This is a genomic window from Natronomonas moolapensis 8.8.11 (assembly GCF_000591055.1).
GTDB lineage: Archaea > Halobacteriota > Halobacteria > Halobacteriales > Haloarculaceae > Natronomonas > Natronomonas moolapensis.
The window spans coordinates 467,888-488,505 of the sequence record NC_020388.1; the positions used below are offsets into that span (position 1 = coordinate 467,888).

A 20,618-nucleotide genomic window follows, 5' to 3' on the forward strand; every position below is an offset into this window, starting at 1 on the left:
TCATCTGTCGTCGTAGCTGATCCGCGGGTCGAGAAGCGTGAACGCGAGGTCCTCGAGGAGGTTCCCGATCACCGCGACGAACGTGAACGCGAGCGTCGTGCCCAACACCAGGTTGGTGTCCTGTGCGACCAAGGCGTCGAACGTGAGCCGGCCGAGCCCGGGGATGCCGAAGACGACCTCGACGAGCAGCGACGATCCCAGAAAGATCGCGAGCAGTTGACTGACGAGCGTCGTCGACAGCGGGACGAGCGTCGGGCGCATCACGTGGTAGGCGTAGGCTCGAAACGGCGAGACGCCTTTGGCCTTTGCGGTCTTCATGAACGCCGCCGTCCGGAACTCCGCGGACTCGTTTCTGGAGACGCGCATGACCGCCCCGATCGACCCCGTCACGAGCACGAACACCGGCACAGCGAGTTGGCGGGCGTTCGCAAGGCTGAACGTCGCCACGCCGGGCCGATAGACGATCGGGATCCACTCGAGCCAGACCCCGAACAACAGGAGCAACACGATCCCGAAAAAGAAGTTCGGGATGGCGTAGCCGAAGAAGGCGAATGCGGTCGCGGTGTGGTCGCGCCACGAGTACATGTTCGCGGCGGAGTACACCCCGACGAGCGGGCCGATCAACACCGTCAGGATCGTCCAGGGAATTGAGTACTGGGCAGTATAAAAGATCGCCTCGCCGAGAGCCTCGGTGACCGGTTGGCTCCGCTGGTCGGACCACCCCCACTCGAGAGTGTAGACGCTCCTGAGAAAGTCCACGTAGCGGACGTGCAACGGCTCGTCGAGCCCCCGAAGCGCCCGCTCGCGCTCTGCGGCCTGCTGTGGGTCGCCGCCCTCCAAGGCCGCCTGCGTCGCCGCCTCCTGGATCGCCGGGTTCGGGGCGGCGGCCATGAGCAAGAAGGTGATCGTGACGATGATAAAAGAGACCGCAACGGCCCAAAGTACCCGCAACGCGACGTATCGCGCTACGCCCATAGTCGGTATCGTGGCGGCATCGTTCGTCGGATCACTCCCCGGTCCCCTCGGCGAAGTGCCACCCCGGGAAGTCCCAGCCGTTCGAGAAGTCCTCTATCGGTCCCCGGAGGTCGGGGTTGTACCCGAGTAGGTCCTCGCCGAAGGTGAGCATAACGTAGGGCTGTTCCTCCGCGAGGTTGACGAACACCTCGGCCATCGCGTCCGCGAGTTCGGACTCGCTCGTCGCCGACGCCGCCCGATCGAACAGCCCCCGAGCGTCGAACGCCGGGTAGTAGCCGACCGGATTGTACGAGGCGTTCGCGCCGTCGAAGAACGCCCGGTTGGTGAGGGGGTTCCGCGGGTAGGTGTTCAGCCCGTAGACGAGCGACATATCCCACGCCTCTTCGGACGTCACAGAGCGCGGGCCGGGGTTCTGTGGGGTCGGCCGCTCCCAGGTCACCGACTCGCCGCCGACGGTGTCGGTGCCGCCCTCGGGGGCTGTGGTCCAGTAGCTTCCGTCGAAACGGGTCGGATCGATCGCCTCCACGACGACGTCGATGCCGAGGTTCGCGTCGAGTTCGCCCGCGACGTACTCCGCGATGAGCTGTGAGGTCTCCTGGCCGACGCTGTGGTAGACGTCGAGAGTGACTTGCTCGTCGTCGGGGGTGACGAGACGGTCGCCGTCGAAGCGGTAGTCGTGCGCCGAACGGTCGAGGGCGCCCGAGGCAAGCTCGCGAGCCGGCTCCGACCCGTAGCGCTCGCCGGTCCCGAAGAAGGGAATCTCCTCGCTGCTGGGGTACCACTGTGACCACTCGGGCTGCCAGGTGTAGTGGGGCTCGGCCAGCCCGCGGTAGATGCCTTCGATGAGGTCGTCCTTGCCGATCGCGGTCGCGATCGCCTGCCGGAACTCGACGTGTCGAAAGAGGTTCCCGGGACCGGCGCTCCAGCCGTTGTCCCGCATATTGACCGAGAGGATCCGGTTGAACGGCTGTGGGATACGCCGCATGCTGACCGCCTCCTTGCGGTCGAACTCCTCGAAGCGCTCCGGCGGGACGCCGGCGGTGTCGGCCTCGCCGGTCTCGAGGGCGCCGAGCCGCGAGGCCTGCTCTTCGATCACGCTGATTGACGCGCCCTCGAAGTACGGCGCGTTCGAGAAGATATCGGGCCCTTCCTCGATATCCTGCAGATAGTAGTCGTCGTTTCGGGTGTACTCCGTCCCGGACCCACGGTTCCACTCCTCTAAGACGAATGCGCCGAGGTTGCCGGCGAAGGACAACTCGAGCAGTTCGTCGTCCTGTCGGAGTCCCTCGACGTCTTCGCCGTCGACGTAGGGTTCGATCAACGCCCGCGGGATCGGGTACTCGAGGGGATCGAACGACTCGGGCCACAACAGTTGCGGCTCCGGCAACTCGGCCTGAAACTGCAACTCGCCGGTGGCCTCGACGTTGATCTCACCCCACTCGCCGGAGCTGGCCGTGCTCGCCCAGTCGCTCTGGTGGAGGGTCTCGATCTGGTAGACGAACGACTCCGCGTCGACCGTCCCGTAGGGGTCGCCGAACGCCAGGCCCTCGCGGACGTCGAACACCCACACCGACCCGCCGTCGTCGGTCGACATGTCGTACAAGAGCGGAAAGTACTCGCCGTCGGCATCGAATGTATAGCCCAAATCGAGTGCCCGGCCGATGGCGCTCCCGGCGCTGGATTCGGTGTTGTACAGCGGGTTGAGAGTGCTAAACGACGACGCGGTGACGGCGTCGTAGCTGCCCGAAACGGTCGGTTGCCCCTCGACCTCGTCGAGGCCGCGGACGCCGCCGCCGGCGCTGTCGGACCCGTTCGCCGGCGTATCGCCGCCGTTGCCCGAGCAGCCGGCGACGCCGCAGGCGACGCCGACGCCGAGCATCGAGAGCCACCGGCGCCGGTTCAGGCGTGGTCCCGCCTCGTGGTCGTACTCGATCCATCGAGACATTTGAAAACACGTACCACGTCTCGCGATTAAACGGTTGCGGTACGATGCAGTATCCCCGACAACCCACCGGCCGCCTTCGGTACCGGAACCGGGGACTGCGCCCGCCTCCTCGCGTACCTTTTTGTTCCGGCGTCGCGTCCGTCTCTCGATGGACACGAGCGAGCAGCTCTACGAGCAGGCGGCGACCGGGTGGAAGCGCGGCCTCTACGACGACGTCCGACACACGTTCCGGGCGCCGATCGTCAACTGGATCTTCCGGACGACGATGGCGAACCACCCCGAATTCGTCCGGTGTATGTGGGGACAACTAAAGCCGGCGTTCGAGACCCGGCAGTTCGGTCGCGTCTCCGTCGCGTACCGCGATTCGGTCCTCTCGCCCCTCGAGCGCGAGCGCGACCTGCCGGCGTATCGCCGGGCGGACGTCGGCGTATCGCCCGCGGAGTACGCCGAGCTCCGGGCGCAGCTCTCGACGTTCGACGTCGTCGCCCCGCGGCTCGCGGTGCTCTTCGAGGTGGTCGAGCGCTCGCTGTCCGGGGAGCCGGTCGGGACGACGCCGGAGCGGTCCCGCGCCGCGACCGAGCCGCTGCCGCCGGAGCTGGACCGCGACCGCGGGGGTCCCCCGACGCTGGCGACCGTCGAGGACCCGCCGCCCGACCTCGGCTCGACCGTCGAGTCGATCCGGTCGTTCCACGGCCTCGAATCGGGGCTACCGAGCGTCTATCGGTGTCTTGCACAGTGGCCGGCGTACCTTCTCGAAGCGTGGGACGACGTCGAGCCCGCACTCGAAAGCGACGCGTTCGCCGAGGGACGCGCCGACGCCCGCGCGGCCGTCGAGCGGTACGTCGAATCACTCCCGTACGTGCCACAGCTCGGCCCCGACGCCCTCCACGAGCGGGGGATCGATGACGAAGCCGTGGTGGAGCTCCGGGCGCTGTTCCGGGAGTTCAACCGCGGGCCGATAGAAACGGTCGTACCGGCGATCCACGTCTTCGCGAGCACGCTCCGGACCGCGGGTGCGCGATCGTTTCAGTGACCGCCCGGGGGTACGGTCACCTCTCGGGCAGGCGGCGTTCCATCGCCTCGACGTAGCCGGCGGCGAGTTCGCCGTCCGGGAGCGCTCCGACGGCGGCCGCACAACCGTGTCGGAGGCGCTCGCGCCGGTCGCCTTCGGGGAGTTTGTTCTCGGCGACGGTCCCGGCGGTTTCGAGCAGCGAGCGGGCGGTTTCGGCGTCACCGTCCCGGGCCGACTGCCGGGCATTCGAGAGGAGTTGGCCGAGACTCGAGCGCACGTCCGGGGGCATCTCCCCGTCAGACATGGCGGGCGAAAACGAACTCGGTGTCGCTCCCGAGCGGATCGCCCGCCGTCTCCGTCCGGAGTTCGTCGAAGCCGGCCGAGTGGAGCTGTGTGGTCGTGCGCTCGCGTCCGGGGGCCGAAAAGAACATCCGCCCGCCCATCCAGCCACGCCGTATCGTCTCGAAGCGTCCGCCAGGGAGCGTCATCAATAGCCGCCCCCCGGGGCGGAGGACGCGTGCGAACTCGGCGTACACCTCGGGGTGACGCCCCCGTGGGACGTGAAACACCGCGTGATACGCCGTGATGGCGTCGAAGACGCCGTCGGCGAACGGGAGTTCGGACATTTCGCCGTGGACGAGCCGGGCCACCGGTGTCGTCTCGGCCGCGAGGTCGAGCCCGCGGCGGGAGATGTCCACCCCGACGCTTCCGGGCGGCAGGTTCGCGAGCGTGCGAGCGCCGTCTCCACAGCCGACGTCGAGTACGTCTGGCTCGGCGGGTAGCGCCGCGAGCAGCTCGTCGATCAGCGCCGCGTCGGAGCCGTCGGGGTCGCGCCGCTCGGCGTACGTCTCGGAGACGGCGTCCCAGGCTCGCCGCAGTTCGGTCCGATCCATACCGCGGATACGGGCCGGACGGGCTTGGACCCTGCGGCGTCGCGGCGCTCTCAGTCGTCGGTCGGCTGGGCCTGCGTCGTCGGGCCGAGCGGCTCTTTGGGCTTGATCGGCGAGCCCTCTTCGAGGCCCTGCTCGGCGAGCGCCATGCTCCCCATGACTTCGATGATGAGGCGGTTTGCGAGCCCGCTGGTGACGCCGCCGTTGTAGGAGTTCGTGTCGCTGGTGTCGTAGGCCGGCGACACCTCGACCACGTCGAAGCCGAAGTCGTCGGGATCGAGCGCCTTGACGACCTCTCGGATCATGTAGATCGCCTCGCGGGGGACGAGACCGCCCGGCTCGGGCTCGCCGGTCCCGGGTGCGTAGGCGGGCTCCATCACGTCGACGTCGAAGGAGACCCAGACGGCGTCGGTGCCGTCAGTGGCCCGCTGGACCGCGTCGGCGACGATGTCGTCGAGGTCCATATTGGCAACCTCCATCGACGTGTACCACTTCATGCCCGCCTCGCGCATCGCCTCGTAGGTGTCGGGGCCGGGCCAGAAGCCGCGGGGGCCGATCAGCGTGTAGTTCTCGCCGGCCATCAGGCCGTCGTCGTAGACCCGCTTGACCCACGCGCCGTGGTCGTACTCGAAGCCGGTGAGCCCCTCGTCGCCCGTATCGGCGTGACAGTCGAAGTGGATCAGCCCGATGTCCTCGTAGCCGTTGGCCTCGGCCCAGCCCTTGATATCGGGGTAGGAGATCGAGTGGTCGCCCCCGATGACGATGGGCGTCGCCTGCTCGGAGATCTCGGCGACCGCGTTCTCGATGTTGAGCTGGCTCTGCCGGGTGTCGCCCGGCGAGACCGCCGCGTCACCGGTGTCGGCGACGCTGAACGTGTCGAAGGGGTCGACGCCGGTCTCGATGTTGAAGTGCTCGTAGGGCGGGGAGGGCACCGTCGAGGCCGCCCGCACCGCACGCGGGCCATAGCGGGTCCCGGGGCGGATCGTCGTCGCCGTATCCAGCGGCGCGCCGACGATCCCGATGTCGACGTCCTCGGCGTCCAGCCGGTCCCGCTCGACTTCGGGGAGTTTCAGGAACGTCGGGATGCCGCTGAATATGGGCTCGTTCGACTCTTTGTACTCGTCGCCGTATATATCCTCGCCGGATCGTTCGTCTGTCATGGGTGTCAGTGGGTGCGAGGCCGGGGCGGCGGATCGCCCCCGGCTCGCCTAATCGTTTGAACTCTAGGAGCACACTAAAGCGTTTCTTGGAAGATATAGCAACGCTTTGGGTGATTAGGTGCACACACGAACAGTTACTGCGGCCTAAAATGATTAAAACACCTTTGACATGCAGGACACGGGCGTCGGCGAATGTGCGTTCGCCGCGCGCGTCCACCACATCTGCGCGCTGGCCGTCGAACGGCTGGCCGTGCGGTTCGGCGCGGCCGAGCCGACGGAGCGATCACGCGACGGCCGAGCGATCCGATGCCGCCGGTGTTTGTTACCTCGCCGTCGGATTGGTCCGGAGCGAGTCTCCTCGCGGTACGCTCTGGTCGGAACTCCGCCGCTACGGCCGCCTTCCGACACCGGAGGGCCGACCGCGGCCACTCAACTGTCTGTCACGTCCGGACGCGAACCACGACCTCCCGGACGCGCGGCGCGTACACCGACATCTCCCGACCTCGGGCCGAGTACCACACGTCGGCTTCGGTGATGACACCGGCGTCCTCGAGTTGCGAGAGGTGATACCCGGCGTTCTGAATCGACGTGTCGACGGACGCGGCGATCTCGGAGGCAGTCGCAGGATCGGCCAGTATCCGTTCGAGGATCGATCTCGCGGTCTCGGAAGCCAGCGCCTCGAACACACGCCCGGCCGAACCATCACCGAGGTCCACTGTCATCCGCTCTTCGAGCGTGTGACTGACCGACGGGCAATGGGGAAACGCACTCGCCATCGGGATCACTCCGTCCCGTTCCGTGTCCCGTCGAACTCCAGCAACGCCGCCGTCATGAGTCCGCCGGCGGTGGCGAGTCCACTCAGTAGATACAGCGAACCGAGGCCGACGATCACTCCGACGACGGCGAGGCCGAGCGCTTCGGGGAGCGTATCCACCACGTGCGTGCCGACCGTGTACGTCACGTCGGGGGCGTCGTACGCCAGCGGCGCGCCGAGAAGCGACGCCGTCGCCGCGGCCGCCGTGACCGAAATAACGAGTACGAACACGCCGTAGATGGACTTGAGCGCCAACAGCGCGAGGGCAGTCCACGTGGTCGGGGCGGTGAACAGGCCGAGGAGCGTCTCGACGAGCCCGTTTTCTACTCGCCGGAGTCCGTCGGGGTTGTCCGCCCGGAGGGGTTCCGGGAGCGGCGCCTCGATGCCGAGGAGTCCCGACGTGAGCCGCGCTTCGACGGCTCCAAGGAACGCGACGCCGACGACCGTGAGAACGACAACCGGCACGCCCACGAGCAGCAGGCTCGTTCCGACGCCAACCGAGAGCCCGACGGCCAGGAACACGAAATAGGTGACCCCGAGCGGGAACGCCAACAGCAGATATAGTAGCTTTGCGTACGTTTCTGTTCGGAACGGCGCGCCGGCGAATCGACGGAGAGGGCGGCCGTCCGATCCGTTCCGCGTTGCGGTTTGGTTGTCTGTCATGAGTTCACCACAACTGGACCGAGACGGGGCAACGACATATACCGGGAGGTCGGGTTGGCGAGTCGCCAAATGGGCGAAAGATATTTATATAGTTATGCGACCGGCTATCGATCGAACGTCGTGTAGATCGCTGCCAGTCCGATGGCATGCGAAAGCGTGACAAATACGATGAGGACGGCGTCCGACGCGCCCGTCACAGGGTCGACGACGCGGTCGACGACGTACGGAACGACGGCGATACAGACGATCCCGAACGAGAGCGCCCGCATCCGTCGGCTGTCGTTCCGACGGTAGCCGCGATACGCCAAGTAGGCGACGAACGATCCCACTATTGCGGTGAGCGCGGACACGACGGCCGTGAGAGTGGCAAGCGAGGCGGACATAGTTATCTCGTGTATACGACGTAGAGGAGGACGAGCAGTCCCGCCAGCTCCGACAGAGACGCGGCGAGCGTCTGCACCTCACCTGGAACCGCGTCGACGTTGGCGGCCACGAGCCGGACGAACATCGGCGCCGGCGCGAGAAAGAACATCCCGATCGCCAACAGCAGGACCGGACGGGAGTCCGTCCGGCGGTACCCCTCGACGAACCGGTAGGTGACGAGGACGGCGAGGAGGCTGGCGAGCAGGAAGGTGACGATGCCGAGCAACACGACGGTCGCCGGCCCGCCGGTGACCTCGATTCCCGACGATACGAACGGTCCCGCCGCAGCGGTTCCGGGCGCTCGCCCCACGACAGCGGGGCGGTCGACTGGCGTCATCCGGAGAACTCCTCGTACAGTCTGGTGAACGTATCCGCGGCTTCGCGCTCGACGTACTCGACGTCGACGTCGAGTCCGTCAGCCGTCACGTTCACGCCGACGTGTTCCAGCCGGGCCGTGTACTCCTTGTAGTGATGTCCCTCCGGGTCGAGACGCTGCTGGGCGTCGAGCAACCCGCTGTCCTCCAGTCGGCCGATACGCCGATACACCGTCGAGGGGTCGGCATCGCACGCAGTGCTCAGCGCCGATGCCGACCGCGGCTCCCGATACGTCTCGACGATGATCGTCCGCGCGTACTCGTCGTTCAAAAGCGACAGCACGGCCGCATCGTCGGCGGCCACTCGCTGTATCATCGACCGCGGTCCCGGACACGAACGGCGTCGGTGCGGCAGCCGGCCGCCGGTGTGGGACTCGACGGCCGGATCGGAGACGCTTCGGAACGGCGTGGGGACACCGACATCGATCCGATATAGGGTCCTCGCGGGAGCGAAATAACCGTTCGGGTAACTACGGTTCGTTTCGAAGCTGCGGCGAACCGTATCGGCCGGGGACAGAGCGGGCCCAACCGCCCTCAGTGCGGACGCCGAGGGAGAGGACTTTTTTCTCCGACGTCCGGACCGTTCGAATATGCGGTCCCTCACCCTCCCCTCCCGGTCGGAGCTTCCCCGGCCCTCGGCGACATCGGTGTTTCTGAGCCCGTTGCGCCCGAGGACGTACGGCAACCTCGCGTACCTGCTGTTGGCGTTCCCGCTCGGGATCGCCTATTTCGTGTTCCTGACCGTCGGCCTCTCCGTCGGCGGCGCGCTCGTCGTCTTGGTCGTGGGCGCGCCGATACTCGTGTTCGTCCTCGGATGCTGTCACCTCGGCGCGTGGTTCGAGCGCCTCACCGCCCGGTATCTTCTGGGTCTCGATATTCGGTCGCCGGGGTATCCGTTCCTCGAGACTGATGGCCCCCTCGCCCGCCTTCGCGCCCTCGTGCTCGGGCGCGAAACGTGGGCAGCAGCGGGGTATTTAGCGAGCAAGTTCGTGATCGGCGTTGCCTCGTTCGTTCTAGTGACGACCCTCCTTTCGGTGTCGTTATCACTGCTCTCGGCGCCGCTGTACTACGATGATCCGGGCGTCTCTGTCGGCCTGCGACTCCCCGATCCGGTCACGCTCACGCCGTCACTGCGGATTCCATGGGGTGAACTGCTGATCGGCGCGGAGTTCGCGGTGACGATCACGAGTTGGACAGTGACGACGCTGCCGGCGGCGCTTGCGATGTCCGCGGTCGGCCTCGTTTCGCTCGCCGTCTCCCTCGCCGTTTGCAACGGGGTCGCGTGGCTCCTCGGCCGGTTCACCCGGTTCCTCTTGGGTGCTGCGGAGCGGTCGTCGGACGCGACGCCGTGACCGAGTCCGAACGACGACCGGAGCCGACGGCCCCACCGATCCGAGACACATACCACTTCCCGATCCACGTTCGTCCGGACGGGTCCGGATCGCCCCCGGACGCACGACTGCTGTTCCCGCCGCGATCGGAGGTGGATTCCGTTTCCCGTGCGAAAACACAAAGTAGCCGTACTCCTAACGGACCGCCATCTGGATCGACATGGCAACACAACATACCGAACCAGCGCCCTTCGATCGATTCGAGCGGACGGTCGGGGCCTACGATGTCGGCGTACAACGGGTCCAGCCGTCGACGGTGCGCGAGACGATAGCGGACCTCGTCTCGGGGCCGGCCGTCGGAACGCCGATCGACATCGAGGGGGCGACGCTTCCCGAGGCCGTGACCACGGGGCCGACCACCGCCGAACTCGAAGCGGCCGAGACGGGCGTGACGACCGCGTCGCTGGCGATCGCGGAGTACGGAAGCGTCGTGCTCCGGGCGACGGCCGAGGGCAGCGAGCCGATCAGCCTGTTCAACGACCTGCACGTCGTCGTCCTCCGGGAGTCGGACATCGTCCCCGACATGGCGACGGCCTTCGAGTGGCTCGGCGAGGAGCTCCGGGCGACCCGCGACTCGGCGATCATCGCGACCGGCCCCTCGGCGACGGCCGACATGGGGGCGCTCGTCCAGGGGGCCCACGGCCCGAAGGACGTGGAGGTGATCGTTGTCGCATGAGCGGGAAATCGCGACAGTCGCGGGCCGAACACATCAGACACATCATGGAGACCGAGGGCGACGCGGTCGCGACGAACACCCGCGGGTTCAATACGGGCCGCTACGAGTCGGTCGCCAAACTCGAGGACTACGAGGAACTGAAGGATCGCGCACGGGAGATCAAGGAGGACGCCATCGAGCGGCTCCCGGAGCTGATCGACGAGGTCACTGAAGCCGTCGAGGCGAACGGCGGGACGGTGTACGTCGCCCAGGACGCGGCGGACGCGAACCGCTACATCGCCGAGGTCTGCGAGGGTGAGGACGCCGACCGGCTCGCCAAGAGCAAGTCGATGACGAGCGAGGAGATCGAGGTCAACGAGCACCTCGAAAGCGAGGGCGTCGACGTCGTCGAGACCGACCTCGGCGAGTGGGTGCTCCAACTGGCCGAGGAGGCCCCGAGCCACATCGTCGCGCCGGCGATCCACAAGTCCCGCGAGGAGATCGCCAAGCTGTTTCAGGAGCGCTTCGACCCCGAGGAGGAACTGGAGTCCGCCGAGGAGTTGACGATGTTCGCCCGCGAGCGACTGGGCGAACTCGTCCGGGAAGCTGACGTCGGGATGACCGGCGCGAACTTCATCGCTGCCGACTCCGGGACGATGGCGCTCGTCACCAGCGAGGGCAACGCTCGCAAGTCGGTGACGGTGCCGGACACACAGATCGCGGTCGCGGGCGTCGAGAAGATCGTTCCGCAGGTCGAGGACCTCCACCCCTTCATCGAGTTGATCGGTCGCTCGGGGACCGGCCAGGACATCACCAGCTATATTTCGCTGTTTACGCCGCCGATCAACTCTCCGACCGTCGACTTCCAGGACACCGACGCGGTCGTCGAGGGAACCGGCGACGACCGCGAGTTCCACCTCGTGTTGATCGACAACGGCCGGATGGCCATGCGGGAGGACGAGGACCTCCGGGAGACGCTGTACTGCATCCGGTGTTCGGCCTGTTCGAACACCTGTGCGAACTTCCAGTCTGTTGGAGGGCACGTCTTCGGCGGGGAGACGTATTCCGGCGGCATCGCGACTGGGTGGGAAGCCGGCATCCACGGCCTCGACACGGCCGCGGAGTTCAACGACCAGTGTACGGGCTGTTCGCGGTGCGTCGAGGCCTGCCCCGTCGGGATCGACATCCCCTGGATCAACACCGTCGTCCGGGACCGGGTCAACGGAAAAAAGGACGTCGACGCGGAGTTCCTCGTCGATGGGCTCACCCCCGACGCCGAGGAGAGCGGCCCCGGGCTACAAAAACGGCTGTTCGGGAACTTCGAGACGCTGGCGAAACTCGGCAGTTCGTTCGCGCCGCTGTCGAACTGGGTGGCGAACTCGCCGCCGGCCGCCCGCGCGCTCGAGGGGATCGCGGGCGTCGACCGGCGGCGGCCGCTGCCCGCCTTCAGCCGGACCACTTTCGTCGAGTGGTTCGAGAGCCGCGATGCCGTCCCGCCGGCCGACCCCGACCGGAAGGTCGTCCTCTATCCCGACCTCTACACGAACTACATGGACGTCGGGCGCGGCAAGGCCGCCGTCCGGGCGCTGGAGGCGCTCGGCGTCGAGGTGCTCGTCCCCCAGACGCCCGGGTCCGGCCGCGCGCCGCTTTCGCAGGGAATGATCGACACTGCCCGGAGCAAGGCCGTCGCAGTCGCCGAGAAGCTCGGCCCGTACCTCGAGGCCGGCTACGACGTCGTCGTCATCGAACCGAGCGACGTCGCGATGTTCACCGGGGAGTACGAACGGCTCCTCCCCGACGGCGAGTTCGAGCCCTTCGCGGAGCACAGCTACGAGATTCTCGAGTACGTCTACGGCCTCGTGGCGAACGGCGCGGACACCGAGGAACTCCGGCACGCCGACGGCGACACGACGGTCGCCTACCACAGCCACTGCCAACAGCGGACGATGGGCTTAGAGGAGTACAGCCGCACGATGCTGGAGCGCTGCGGGTACGACGTCGAGACGAACGACGTCGAGTGCTGCGGGATGGCCGGCTCGTTCGGCTACAAGAGCCAGTTCTACGAGCAGTCGGTCGACGTCGGCGAGAACCTCGCCGGGCAGATCCGCGAGGCCGACCCCGACGTCGTCGTCGCCAGCGGGACGTCCTGTCTCGACCAGATAGACGACCTCCTCGAGGAGCGACCCCGGCACGTGATCGAACTCCTCGCGCCGGCGTAGCGGCTACCCGTCTCTCGTCTCGACGACTCTCAGCGGAGAGTCGGCGCCGAAGGCCACACTCCTTGGCTCCCGTCGGGTGCGCGACCGACCACTAAAAACCATATTTCCACCGTGTGCGTTCTTTTTTATCGTATTATAGTGATTGTATGCTTTCCATAGCATCGAGAAACACCACTTACGCACAAAAAGTATTTATCCTGCGAGACGTTCGTGTACAGTATGTCGGTGAATGAGCTCGTTCGAACGGTCTACGACCGGCTCCGTCCGGACCGGATCGCCCCGCGCGTCCCGCCGCTGCGTATCACGGACGAGCGCGACCGGGAGATACACCTCCGCCCCTTTCGGCCGTCGGACGTCGATGCGCTGGCGGAGATGTACGCCGGACTGGAGCCGGCGAGCCACGCCCAGGGCGTCCCGCCGCGGGGACCGGACGCGATCCGCGAGTGGCTCTCGGCGGTCCTCGAGGGTCCCGACGTCGTCGCGTGCCACGACGGCCGGATCGTCGGGCACGTGAGCCTCGTCCCCGACGGGACCGACCGCCACGAACTCGCCATCTTCGTCGACGACGACTACCAGCGCGCGGGGATCGGAACCGCGCTCCTCGGGGCCGGCCTGGGTCACGCCGACCGGAAGGGCGTCGAGTACGTCTGGCTCTCGGTCGAGAAGGCCGACCGGGAACTTCATCGGTTCTACGGCCGCGCCGGGTTCTCCGTCGTGAACCCCATGGGAGTGACCCATCGGATGTCCCGGTATCTGTGAGCGTTCTCACTCGCGACCGTGTCGGGGTGCCGTCCCGATGCCCAACTCGGGAACCGGGGCCACCTCGCGGCCGGCGCGGTCCGCGTTCAATTTTGCAGCCGCCGGCGACTCCCGGATCGCCTCGTCGTCGTACTCCGCCGCCTCGAAGGACTCCAACAGGGTGCGATCGGTTCTGAGCGTGTACTTTTGGTGGTAGCTTTCCGCCGGATGAAACGCCGAGAGCGCCTCGATGCGCGTAGTGACGTCCTCGCTGTCGTACCCCTCCCGGTCGAGGTACGCCTCCAGCGTCGCGCGCTGTCGGTCGGTTCCGGGGAAGACGATGTGGTGGTACTGACGCTTCGTCGGCTGCCGATAGGGATCGTGGGCCGCAAACGCGGCCGCGAGAAGCGACCGGTAGTCGAACCGTGTGGGGTCGTAGTCGACCTGGACGACTTCCGTGTGGTCGCCGAGGGCGTGGTAGGTGGGGTTCGATTCCGTTCCGCCGGCGTAGCCGACCCGGGTGCGAACGACCCCGTCCATCGCGCCGAAGCGCGCGTCGGGACCCCAGAAACACCCGAGGCCGAACGTCGCCGTCTCGGTCGCCTCGCGGGTCGGGGCCGCGCGGTCGTACTCGACGATCGTCCGCGGTGTCGAAGGCATACCTCTCGGTTGGCGCCGCGTGGTAATATGCCGTTCCCCGACTGCGTCAGGCCCGATCCCAGTCGATCCAGTCCTGTTCCCACCCCTTTCGGCGCTCGGCGTCCCGACGGGCGTGCTCGCGGTCCTCGCGACGGGTTCGGTTGCGCTCGATCGTGTCGGCCTGCTCGCCGTCGACGAGCATCGGGTGGAAGGCGACGGTACCGTATCCGGTGCGTTCGTTGTCCTCGATGGCGACGAGCGTCTGCGTCGCGCCGCCGAGCGGCATCACGAGGCGGCCGCCGGGGACCAACTGCTCGCGGAGCGCCTCCGGCGGCTCGATGGCGGCAGCCTCGAGCAGGATGCGGTCGTAGGGGGCGTACTCGGCGAGGCCGCGGGCCCCGTCGCGGCAGTCGACGAGCACGCCGGAGTAGCCCGCAGCCGAGAGGTTCGAACGGGCGTCGTAGACGAGCCGTCGGGCGATGTCGATCCCGTGGACGCTGGCCTCGTCGGTGAGTTCGGCGAGCACCGCGGCGGTGTAGCCGACCCCGACGCCGACGACGAGGACGGTGTCATCGGGGCGGATGTCGAGCGCCTCGAACAGCCGCCCGGCCGCGCTCGGAGACAGCACGCGCGTACCGAGGCGCTCGAAGGATCGGTCGGCGTACGCCGCGGCGTCCTCGGCGACGAACGGCTCCCGGGGCACCGTCCGCATCGCGACGCTGACTCGCTCCGAGCGGACGACGGCCTTGGCGTCGTGTTCGAGGCTGTCGACCATGTCCTCTCTGAGCACCGCGGGTTCCATGTCCGCGTTCCGTGCCCGAGCCTATTGAATCGAGCGCCACGGGGCGACCCGGCGGCCGGTCGGACACCGCACAGGTCGGGCGCGTCGCCGCGGGCACGGACCCGCTACGCGCCGCCCTCCATCGGGACGAACCGGACGCTGCCGTGGGTCTCGCGCTCGAGACCCTCGTCAGTGCGGGTGGCCTCGACGAGCGTCTGGGTCGTCCCCCCGATCGGGGCGACGATCCGGCCGCCGACGCGGACTTGTGCGGCGACCGCCTCCGGGAGTTCCGGCGCGGCGCAGGTGAGATACGCGCCGTCGTACGGGGCGTGGTCCGGCCAGCCCCGCCAGCCGTCGCCGGCCCGGACGTGCACGTCGCCGTAGCCGAGCCGCTCGAGACGACGGCGGGCCTCGGCCGCGAGTTCCGGGACGTACTCGACGGTGTACACGTTCTCGCTCCCGACGAGCTCGGCTGTCACGGCGGCGTGGTACCCACAGCCGGTGCCGATCTCGAGAATCCGGTCGCCGGGGCCGGGCGCGAGCCGATCGCACATGATCCCGACCATGTGCGGCGCGGAGATGGTCTGACCCGATCCGATCGGCAGCGGGCGGTCGGCGTAGGCCGCATCGCGGCGCTCCTCGGGGACGAACTCGTGGCGCGGGACCGACCGGAGGGCTTCGATCGTCGCCGGATGCTCGATCCGGCCCCGGTCGGCGAGCGAGTCGACGAGGCGGTCGCGGGCCGCCCGGAATCGCCCTCCGTCGGCCCGGCCGTTCCGAACGTCCGCCCCGTTCCCGTCGCTCCGATCGTCGTTTCCCTGCCCACCGTCCGAGTCCCCTTCGGTCATCGCCTACCAGCCCGACCACGCCCGCGCCTGCGAGTCCTCGTCGCGGGCGTAGAGCCGTTTGATGTCCTTTGCGAGAACCGAATCACCCTCGAAGTCGAAGTCCAGGCGCTCGTAGTCGGTCGCGTCCTCGCGGACGAGGATGCGCTCGACGCTGAACTCCTCGCCGCCGTATTCGTGGGTCGCCCCGACGGCGAAGGACTCGTCGCCGGGGACCTGGATCCGGACGCTGCGGCTCTCGTCGCCCGAGTCCTCCATCGGGTGCAGCGTCAGGTTGACCGTGACGTTGCCGACGGCGCGGGCCCAGATCGTCTGGACGTCGTCAGCGCTGGCACCGTCGGACCTCGCGCCGTTCGGCCCCTCGAGGGAGGTAACGCGGGCGGTCAGGATCGCCTCGTCGGTCTCGACGAGGAACTCGTCGCCGACGACCAGCCGTTCCGCCGGCGGGATCTCGACGGTCGCCTCCGTCGCCTCCCCGTCCTGCGAGACGACGACTCGGCGCTCGACGGTCGTCTCCTCCTCTATGGTCGTCTTGTGGACGTGGCCGCACTCGCCGCACCGGACGGTGACGCCGCCGCCGCGGTTCAGTACCTCGTGGGCGGTCTCGGCGCCCGGCGAACACGACGGACACCGGACCGCGACGCGCTGTTGGTTCATTACGCGGAGTTGACCGTCCGGACGTATAAGCGCGTGGCTCCGACCCGCGTGGCGGTCGGACGCTCGCGAGTTGCGGGGCCGGGGGTCCCGACTGGCAGGGTCGACTACCGCTCCGGCGTCGGCAACTCGATTTCCTCGCCGTCGACGTACACCGTCGGTTCAGTGAGAATGCCGTCCATGTGAATCGGGGCCTCGACGTCGCCGCCGATGCCCGCGTCGTCACCGAAGGCGATGTGGACCGTCCCGGCCGCCTTCTCGTCCAGGAGGACGCTCCCGACGAGGTCGGCCACGCCGAGGTTCGTGCCGATGCCGAGTTCGGCCAGGTTGTACGCTGCGTCGCCGGCTGTCTCGGCTGCGGCCTCGACCTCCGAGCGGAGGGCGTCGTCGGAGATGGCCGTGAGTCGGCCGTCCGCGACGTCGATCGTGACGGTGTGTCCCGGCTCGAGCCGGCCGTGCGGGCGGATGGTACCGTCGACGACGTAGGTCCCCTCGGCGGAGACGGGGCTGACGAACACCTCGCCCGCGGGCAGGTTCGAGAAGGCCCCGGGGTCGTGGACGATCCCGGTGTCGTCGTTCCAGGGCCGGTCGCCGAGTTCGAAGGTTATGTCGGTACCCTGCGGGGAGGTGACGCGTACCTCGTCGGCCCCCGAGACGGTCTCGAGCATCGACTCGCAGGCCTCGGCGATCGCCGCGTAGTCGGCGTCGAGACCGACGGTGAACACCTCCTCGGTGATGCCGGGCAGCGTCGCGCCCCGGGCCTCCTCGTCCGTCGCCGCCGAGCGAGCGCGGGTGTGCGTGATGCTCTTGCTCGTCGGCGCGAGGAAACAGTCGGCCGCCCGAAGCGCCGCCGCGACCGGTTCCGGGGGTTCGGCGCCGTGTTGCGGGCCGGGGGGGTAGGTGACGATCGTGGCGTCCTCTGTCGCCCCGAGGGCGGCGTCGTAGATCGCCTCCCCGATTGGCTCGCGTCTGTCGTCGGTGACGACGACGCACGTCTCGCCGGCCTCGACCGCGAGACAGTCTTCGATCGCCGTCCGGGCCGCCCGCGAGACGGCGTTTGGATCCCCGATGTCGAGGGGGTCCCCCCGCGAATCGCCGGCGGGGGCGTGGCCGTCGCCATCGGTTCCGGTGTCCGTGTCGCCGTCATCGGGGGTATCTGTCATACTCTCCGGTTCGGACGGCGGCCGCAAAGACGTTCCCCCTGCGGTCGGGAGAGAAACGGTTATTCGCGTGGGGTCTCCACCGACACGTATGAGCATCCAGGTCGCGGTCAACGGCTACGGAACCATCGGCAAGCGGGTCGCGGACGCCGTTTCGCTCCAGCCCGACATGGAGTTGATCGGCGTCGCCAAGACCCGCCCGAACCACGAGGCCGAGCTGGCTGTCGAGAACGGCTATCCGCTGTACGCGGCCGTCGAGGATCGGGTCCACCTGTTCGAAGCGGCCGGAATCGACTTGGCCGGCACCGTAGAGGAGATGGTCTCGGCCGCCGCCGTCGTCGTCGACGCCTGTCCCTCCGGAATCGGCGCGGAGAACAGATCGCTCTACGAGGCCCACGACACCCCCGCGCTGTACCAGGGCGGCGAGGACGCCGATCTCGTCGACGCCTCGTTCAACGCCCGCGGGAACTTCGAGGCCGCCACCGGAGCCGACCACGTCCGGGTCGTCTCCTGTAACACCACCGGGCTCTCGCGGCTCTTGGCACCGCTTCAGGAGACCTACGGTGTCGAGAAGGCCCGCATCACGCTGGTCAGACGCGGCGGCGACCCCGCACAGTCGGGGCGTGGCCCGATCAACGACATCCTACCGAACCCGATCGGGTTGCCCTCCCACCACGGCCCCGACGTGAACACGATCTTCCCCGATCTCGACATCGACACGCTCGGGCTGAAGGTGCCGGCGACGCTGATGCACACCCACTCGGTCAACGTGACGCTCGAATCGACGCCCGACGCCGAGGCGGTCCGGCAGTTGCTCGACGAACAGACGCGGACGTTCCTCGTCCCGGAGGGCTCCGGTATCGACGGCGCCGGCGCGCTCAAGGAGTTCGCGATGGATCGCGACCGCCCGCGGGCCGATATCTGGGAGAACTGCATCTGGGCGGAGTCGGTCTCGATGGAGGGGCCGGACCTGTATTTATTCCAGGCGATCCATCAAGAGTCCGACGTCGTCCCCGAGAACGTCGACGCGATCCGGGCGGTGCTCGGGACGGCGGACGCCGAGGAGTCCATCGAACGGACGAACGAGACGATGGGCGTCGGCTTCTGAGGCCGTTTCGCCGGCGAGGTCGGCTCAGCGCCGGTCGGCTTCGTCGCCGGTCGGCTTCGTCGCCGGTCGGCTTCGTCGCCGATGTCACTCTCCGAGCCCTCGCCGGGGAGGACGTCACCGGGCGCGGCTCCGGAGTCGATCGACCCCCGGTCGTGGGTCTCGGCGAGCAGTTGTCTGATCACCCGGATTTCGGCCCGTTCGTTCGGCGTTTGGCCTCGGCTATCGCCCCCGAGAGGGCCGATAACAGCGCACGATGGCGACCGCCCCCGATCGGTCGCCGCCGTCCGGCGGCCCCGGTCGGGGTGCTTTCGCCGGCGGTGTGTCCGAGATGCCGTCCGAACGGTCGTGTTTCGGCCACAGGGGGCATATACACCCACCACGACCACCGCCGAGAGGCCACCGGCCAGCGACCGTTCGGGCGGGGCATTCTGGTCGTTTTTTGTACGTTCGCCCGAAACCGAGCGTCGCGATGGCTTCAGGAACGACGCTCCCCGGCGTACTCGACGCACTCCCGTGGTCACGGCTGGCCCTGTGGAAGCGTCGGGCACTCAAAACCGTCGTCGCTGTCGTCGCCCTCATACTCGTCTCCTCTGTGTTGTATCACTACGTGATGCTCGTCTTCGAGGGCCGATCCCACTCCTACGGGCACTCCCTGCAGGTCGTCATCGAAACGGCGACCGGGACGGGGTACGGCTCGGACTCGCCGTGGGAGAGCCCGGTGTCGAACGCCTTCGTCGCCGTCCTCGATCTCTCGACGTTTCTTTTGGTGTTCATCATCATCCCGTACGTGCTCCGGCCGGTCCTCGAGAACGCCCTCTCGCCGACGTTCCCCACGTCGATCGAGACGTCCGGCCACGTCGTTCTCTGTGGAATCGAACAGCAAAGCGAGCGTCTGATCGACGAGTTCGAGCGCCGGGACGTCGACTACGTCGTGGTCGTCGACGACGAGGAGACGGCCTTAGAGCTGCTAGAGCGAGACGTCCCGCTCGTCTTCGGCGAGACGACGTCGGCCGAAACCCACCGAAACGCCTGCGTCGACGCCGCGAGTGCGGTCGTCGTCGACGCCGAAGACAAACGCTCGGTGAGCGTCCTCCTCGCTATCGGATCAGTCGACGAGACGGTCCGGACCGTTGTGTTGGTCGACGGCTTGGAACGCGAACGTCACCTGAGCCATGCCGGGGCGGATCGGGTGTTGACGCCGCGGCACCTGCTCGGCCGCCGGATCGCCGAGCGGGTCACGACCGAGATCAGTCCGGCCCGCAGCGACAGCGTGGAACTGGGAGCGACCCGCTCGATGCTCGAGTTGACCGTCTTCGAGGACAGCCCGATCAACGGGCAGTCGGTCTCGGAGGTCGAAGCCGGGACGAACGAGGACGTCACCGTCCTCGGGATATGGACGGCGGGGCGGTTCCTGGGGTCGCCCGACCCCGATACTGTGATCGATAGCGCCACGACGCTGCTTTTAGCCGGGGCGACCGCCGCAGTCCAGGAGCTAGAGGAGCGGACCTACCAGGGTCGCGACGTCGCTCCGACAGTGATTATCGCCGGCCACGGGGCCGTCGGTTCGACTGTCAGACGGGAGCTCGAGCGTTCGACGGCCGAGTGTGTTGTCGTCGATATCGCAGCGGGCGAGGCGGTCGACGTCGTCGGAGACGCGACCGAAACCGGGACGCTCCGGGAGGCGGGCGTCGAGTCGGCGACGGTGCTCGTCGTGGCCATTCGCGACGACGACGAGGCGATTATGGCTTCGTTGCTCGCCGACCGGCTCGCGTCGGAACTGGACATCATCGTCCGAATGAACGACGACGACAACCGCACGAAGGTCAGGCGTGCGGGCGCGGACTACGTCCTCAGTCTCCCAGAAATGACCGGCCGCGTCCTCGCCCAGGAGGTGCTCAGAGAGGAGCTCGTCTCCTACGGCCGACAGCTGAAAGCGGTCCGGATCGGCGCCGACCCCTACGCCGGGCGGGCGCTCTCCGACACCGCGCTCGCGTCGGCGGAGTGCATCGTCGTCGCGATCGATCGGGACGGCGAACTCCATACCGACGTACCGCCGACGTTCGAACTCCGAGGCGACGAGGAGATCGTCGTCGTGGGACGCGACGAGGACATCGGGTCGCTTCCCGAGTAACCGACAGAAGGCTTTTGATGGTCTCGGCCGTACTGATTCGT

22 protein-coding genes are annotated in these 20,618 nt (G+C 67.8%); 7 read left to right on the forward strand and 15 right to left on the reverse strand.

The genetic code is table 11. The features are described from left to right. Positions 1–975 carry an ABC transporter permease gene (locus NMLP_RS02375; RefSeq protein ID WP_015408527.1) on the reverse strand — a complete coding sequence of 325 codons (975 nt, stop codon included), beginning with the start codon at positions 973–975 and terminating at the stop codon, positions 1–3. Between the two features lie 31 nt (positions 976–1,006). Next, on the reverse strand, positions 1,007–2,920 hold the full coding sequence (locus NMLP_RS02380) for an ABC transporter substrate-binding protein (RefSeq protein WP_015408528.1): 1,914 nt from the start codon (positions 2,918–2,920) through the stop codon (positions 1,007–1,009). A gap of 148 nt (positions 2,921–3,068) precedes the next feature. On the opposite strand from NMLP_RS02380, the gene NMLP_RS02385 reads away from it, so the two are divergent. Continuing rightward, positions 3,069–3,953, forward strand: a complete 885-nt coding sequence (locus tag NMLP_RS02385; protein WP_015408529.1) for a halocarboxylic acid dehydrogenase DehI family protein — start codon at positions 3,069–3,071, stop codon at positions 3,951–3,953. Positions 3,954–3,969: 16 nt separating this feature from the next. On the opposite strand, the gene NMLP_RS02390 is transcribed toward NMLP_RS02385, so the two are convergent. The 8 genes from NMLP_RS02390 to NMLP_RS02425 form a co-directional block, all read right to left on the reverse strand. Beyond that, positions 3,970–4,236 carry a hypothetical protein gene (locus NMLP_RS02390; RefSeq protein WP_015408530.1) on the reverse strand — a complete coding sequence of 89 codons (267 nt, stop codon included), beginning with the start codon at positions 4,234–4,236 and terminating at the stop codon, positions 3,970–3,972. Then, positions 4,229–4,825: a class I SAM-dependent methyltransferase gene (locus NMLP_RS02395; protein WP_015408531.1), complete on the reverse strand. Its 597-nt coding sequence runs from the start codon at positions 4,823–4,825 to the stop codon at positions 4,229–4,231. Before NMLP_RS02395 ends, NMLP_RS02390 begins: the two co-directional genes overlap by 8 nt. Positions 4,826–4,875: 50 nt before the next feature. Further along, positions 4,876–5,982, reverse strand: coding sequence for an agmatinase family protein (locus NMLP_RS02400; RefSeq protein ID WP_015408532.1), 1,107 nt, complete (start codon positions 5,980–5,982; stop codon positions 4,876–4,878). Between the two features lie 440 nt (positions 5,983–6,422). Beyond that, complete coding sequence (locus tag NMLP_RS02405; protein WP_015408533.1) at positions 6,423–6,758, reverse strand: ArsR/SmtB family transcription factor; 336 nt, start codon at positions 6,756–6,758, stop codon at positions 6,423–6,425. 5 nt (positions 6,759–6,763) lie between these two features. Next, positions 6,764–7,459 carry a sensor domain-containing protein gene (locus NMLP_RS02410; protein ID WP_015408534.1) on the reverse strand — a complete coding sequence of 232 codons (696 nt, stop codon included), beginning with the start codon at positions 7,457–7,459 and terminating at the stop codon, positions 6,764–6,766. Between the two features lie 104 nt (positions 7,460–7,563). Beyond that, the gene (locus tag NMLP_RS02415) at positions 7,564–7,842 is read right to left on the reverse strand and encodes a DUF7521 family protein (RefSeq protein ID WP_015408535.1); all 279 of its coding nucleotides are present in this window, start codon (positions 7,840–7,842) and stop codon (positions 7,564–7,566) included. Positions 7,843–7,844: 2 nt separating this feature from the next. After that, positions 7,845–8,219, reverse strand: coding sequence for a DUF7521 family protein (locus tag NMLP_RS02420; RefSeq protein ID WP_015408536.1), 375 nt, complete (start codon positions 8,217–8,219; stop codon positions 7,845–7,847). Continuing rightward, positions 8,216–8,572, reverse strand: coding sequence for an ArsR/SmtB family transcription factor (locus NMLP_RS02425; protein WP_015408537.1), 357 nt, complete (start codon positions 8,570–8,572; stop codon positions 8,216–8,218). The genes NMLP_RS02420 and NMLP_RS02425 overlap by 4 nt, the downstream gene beginning before the upstream one ends. A 274-nt stretch (positions 8,573–8,846) precedes the next feature. Between NMLP_RS02425 and NMLP_RS02430 the strand changes: the two genes are divergently transcribed. From NMLP_RS02430 to NMLP_RS02445, 4 genes are all read left to right on the forward strand, one after another. After that, positions 8,847–9,608, forward strand: a complete 762-nt coding sequence (locus tag NMLP_RS02430; protein ID WP_015408538.1) for a sensor domain-containing protein — start codon at positions 8,847–8,849, stop codon at positions 9,606–9,608. A gap of 199 nt (positions 9,609–9,807) precedes the next feature. Next, positions 9,808–10,323 (forward strand): LUD domain-containing protein, encoded by a 516-nt coding sequence (locus NMLP_RS02435; RefSeq protein ID WP_015408539.1) that lies wholly within the window; start codon positions 9,808–9,810, stop codon positions 10,321–10,323. Next, positions 10,320–12,521, forward strand: a complete 2,202-nt coding sequence (locus NMLP_RS02440) for an LUD domain-containing protein (protein WP_015408540.1) — start codon at positions 10,320–10,322, stop codon at positions 12,519–12,521. The genes NMLP_RS02435 and NMLP_RS02440 overlap by 4 nt, the downstream gene beginning before the upstream one ends. 219 nt (positions 12,522–12,740) lie before the next feature. Next, entirely contained in the window at positions 12,741–13,280 is a 540-nt protein-coding gene (locus NMLP_RS02445) for a GNAT family N-acetyltransferase (protein ID WP_015408541.1), read from the forward strand. A gap of 6 nt (positions 13,281–13,286) precedes the next feature. Here the strand turns inward: NMLP_RS02445 and NMLP_RS02450 are convergent, their stop codons facing one another. The 5 genes from NMLP_RS02450 to NMLP_RS02470 form a co-directional block, all read right to left on the reverse strand. Then, positions 13,287–13,919, reverse strand: a complete 633-nt coding sequence (locus NMLP_RS02450) for a peptide-methionine (S)-S-oxide reductase MsrA (protein ID WP_015408542.1) — start codon at positions 13,917–13,919, stop codon at positions 13,287–13,289. Between the two features lie 46 nt (positions 13,920–13,965). After that, a complete protein-coding gene (locus tag NMLP_RS02455) occupies positions 13,966–14,700 on the reverse strand; it encodes a protein-L-isoaspartate O-methyltransferase family protein (RefSeq protein WP_015408543.1) in 735 nt (244 codons plus the stop codon). A gap of 104 nt (positions 14,701–14,804) precedes the next feature. Further along, the gene (locus NMLP_RS02460; RefSeq protein ID WP_015408544.1) at positions 14,805–15,527 is read right to left on the reverse strand and encodes a protein-L-isoaspartate(D-aspartate) O-methyltransferase; all 723 of its coding nucleotides are present in this window, start codon (positions 15,525–15,527) and stop codon (positions 14,805–14,807) included. 3 nt (positions 15,528–15,530) lie between these two features. Then, positions 15,531–16,181, reverse strand: a complete 651-nt coding sequence (locus NMLP_RS02465; RefSeq protein WP_015408545.1) for an HVO_0476 family zinc finger protein — start codon at positions 16,179–16,181, stop codon at positions 15,531–15,533. A 104-nt stretch (positions 16,182–16,285) separates the two neighbouring features. After that, positions 16,286–17,341 carry an aminopeptidase gene (locus NMLP_RS02470; protein ID WP_015408546.1) on the reverse strand — a complete coding sequence of 352 codons (1,056 nt, stop codon included), beginning with the start codon at positions 17,339–17,341 and terminating at the stop codon, positions 16,286–16,288. An 88-nt stretch (positions 17,342–17,429) separates the two neighbouring features. Here NMLP_RS02470 and NMLP_RS02475 point away from each other — a divergent pair, with 88 nt between their 5' ends. Together NMLP_RS02475 and NMLP_RS02485 are read left to right on the forward strand one after the other, a co-directional pair. Then, on the forward strand, positions 17,430–18,446 hold the full coding sequence (locus tag NMLP_RS02475) for a type II glyceraldehyde-3-phosphate dehydrogenase (protein WP_015408547.1): 1,017 nt from the start codon (positions 17,430–17,432) through the stop codon (positions 18,444–18,446). A gap of 469 nt (positions 18,447–18,915) precedes the next feature. Beyond that, on the forward strand, positions 18,916–20,577 hold the full coding sequence (locus NMLP_RS02485) for a potassium channel family protein (protein ID WP_015408548.1): 1,662 nt from the start codon (positions 18,916–18,918) through the stop codon (positions 20,575–20,577). Positions 20,578–20,618: the final 41 nt, after the last annotated feature.

Coding starts and splice junctions, on each gene's coding strand:
- NMLP_RS02375 (WP_015408527.1), bottom strand. CDS start 975: ATGGGCGTAGCGCGATACGTCGCGTTGCGGGTACTTTGGGCCGTTGCG.
- NMLP_RS02380 (WP_015408528.1), bottom strand. CDS start 2,920: ATGTCTCGATGGATCGAGTACGACCACGAGGCGGGACCACGCCTGAAC.
- NMLP_RS02385 (WP_015408529.1), top strand. CDS start 3,069: ATGGACACGAGCGAGCAGCTCTACGAGCAGGCGGCGACCGGGTGGAAG.
- NMLP_RS02390 (WP_015408530.1), bottom strand. CDS start 4,236: ATGTCTGACGGGGAGATGCCCCCGGACGTGCGCTCGAGTCTCGGCCAA.
- NMLP_RS02395 (WP_015408531.1), bottom strand. CDS start 4,825: ATGGATCGGACCGAACTGCGGCGAGCCTGGGACGCCGTCTCCGAGACG.
- NMLP_RS02400 (WP_015408532.1), bottom strand. CDS start 5,982: ATGACAGACGAACGATCCGGCGAGGATATATACGGCGACGAGTACAAA.
- NMLP_RS02405 (WP_015408533.1), bottom strand. CDS start 6,758: ATGGCGAGTGCGTTTCCCCATTGCCCGTCGGTCAGTCACACGCTCGAA.
- NMLP_RS02410 (WP_015408534.1), bottom strand. CDS start 7,459: ATGACAGACAACCAAACCGCAACGCGGAACGGATCGGACGGCCGCCCT.
- NMLP_RS02415 (WP_015408535.1), bottom strand. CDS start 7,842: ATGTCCGCCTCGCTTGCCACTCTCACGGCCGTCGTGTCCGCGCTCACC.
- NMLP_RS02420 (WP_015408536.1), bottom strand. CDS start 8,219: ATGACGCCAGTCGACCGCCCCGCTGTCGTGGGGCGAGCGCCCGGAACC.
- NMLP_RS02425 (WP_015408537.1), bottom strand. CDS start 8,572: ATGATACAGCGAGTGGCCGCCGACGATGCGGCCGTGCTGTCGCTTTTG.
- NMLP_RS02430 (WP_015408538.1), top strand. CDS start 8,847: ATGCGGTCCCTCACCCTCCCCTCCCGGTCGGAGCTTCCCCGGCCCTCG.
- NMLP_RS02435 (WP_015408539.1), top strand. CDS start 9,808: ATGGCAACACAACATACCGAACCAGCGCCCTTCGATCGATTCGAGCGG.
- NMLP_RS02440 (WP_015408540.1), top strand. CDS start 10,320: ATGAGCGGGAAATCGCGACAGTCGCGGGCCGAACACATCAGACACATC.
- NMLP_RS02445 (WP_015408541.1), top strand. CDS start 12,741: ATGTCGGTGAATGAGCTCGTTCGAACGGTCTACGACCGGCTCCGTCCG.
- NMLP_RS02450 (WP_015408542.1), bottom strand. CDS start 13,919: ATGCCTTCGACACCGCGGACGATCGTCGAGTACGACCGCGCGGCCCCG.
- NMLP_RS02455 (WP_015408543.1), bottom strand. CDS start 14,700: ATGGAACCCGCGGTGCTCAGAGAGGACATGGTCGACAGCCTCGAACAC.
- NMLP_RS02460 (WP_015408544.1), bottom strand. CDS start 15,527: ATGACCGAAGGGGACTCGGACGGTGGGCAGGGAAACGACGATCGGAGC.
- NMLP_RS02465 (WP_015408545.1), bottom strand. CDS start 16,181: ATGAACCAACAGCGCGTCGCGGTCCGGTGTCCGTCGTGTTCGCCGGGC.
- NMLP_RS02470 (WP_015408546.1), bottom strand. CDS start 17,341: ATGACAGATACCCCCGATGACGGCGACACGGACACCGGAACCGATGGC.
- NMLP_RS02475 (WP_015408547.1), top strand. CDS start 17,430: ATGAGCATCCAGGTCGCGGTCAACGGCTACGGAACCATCGGCAAGCGG.
- NMLP_RS02485 (WP_015408548.1), top strand. CDS start 18,916: ATGGCTTCAGGAACGACGCTCCCCGGCGTACTCGACGCACTCCCGTGG.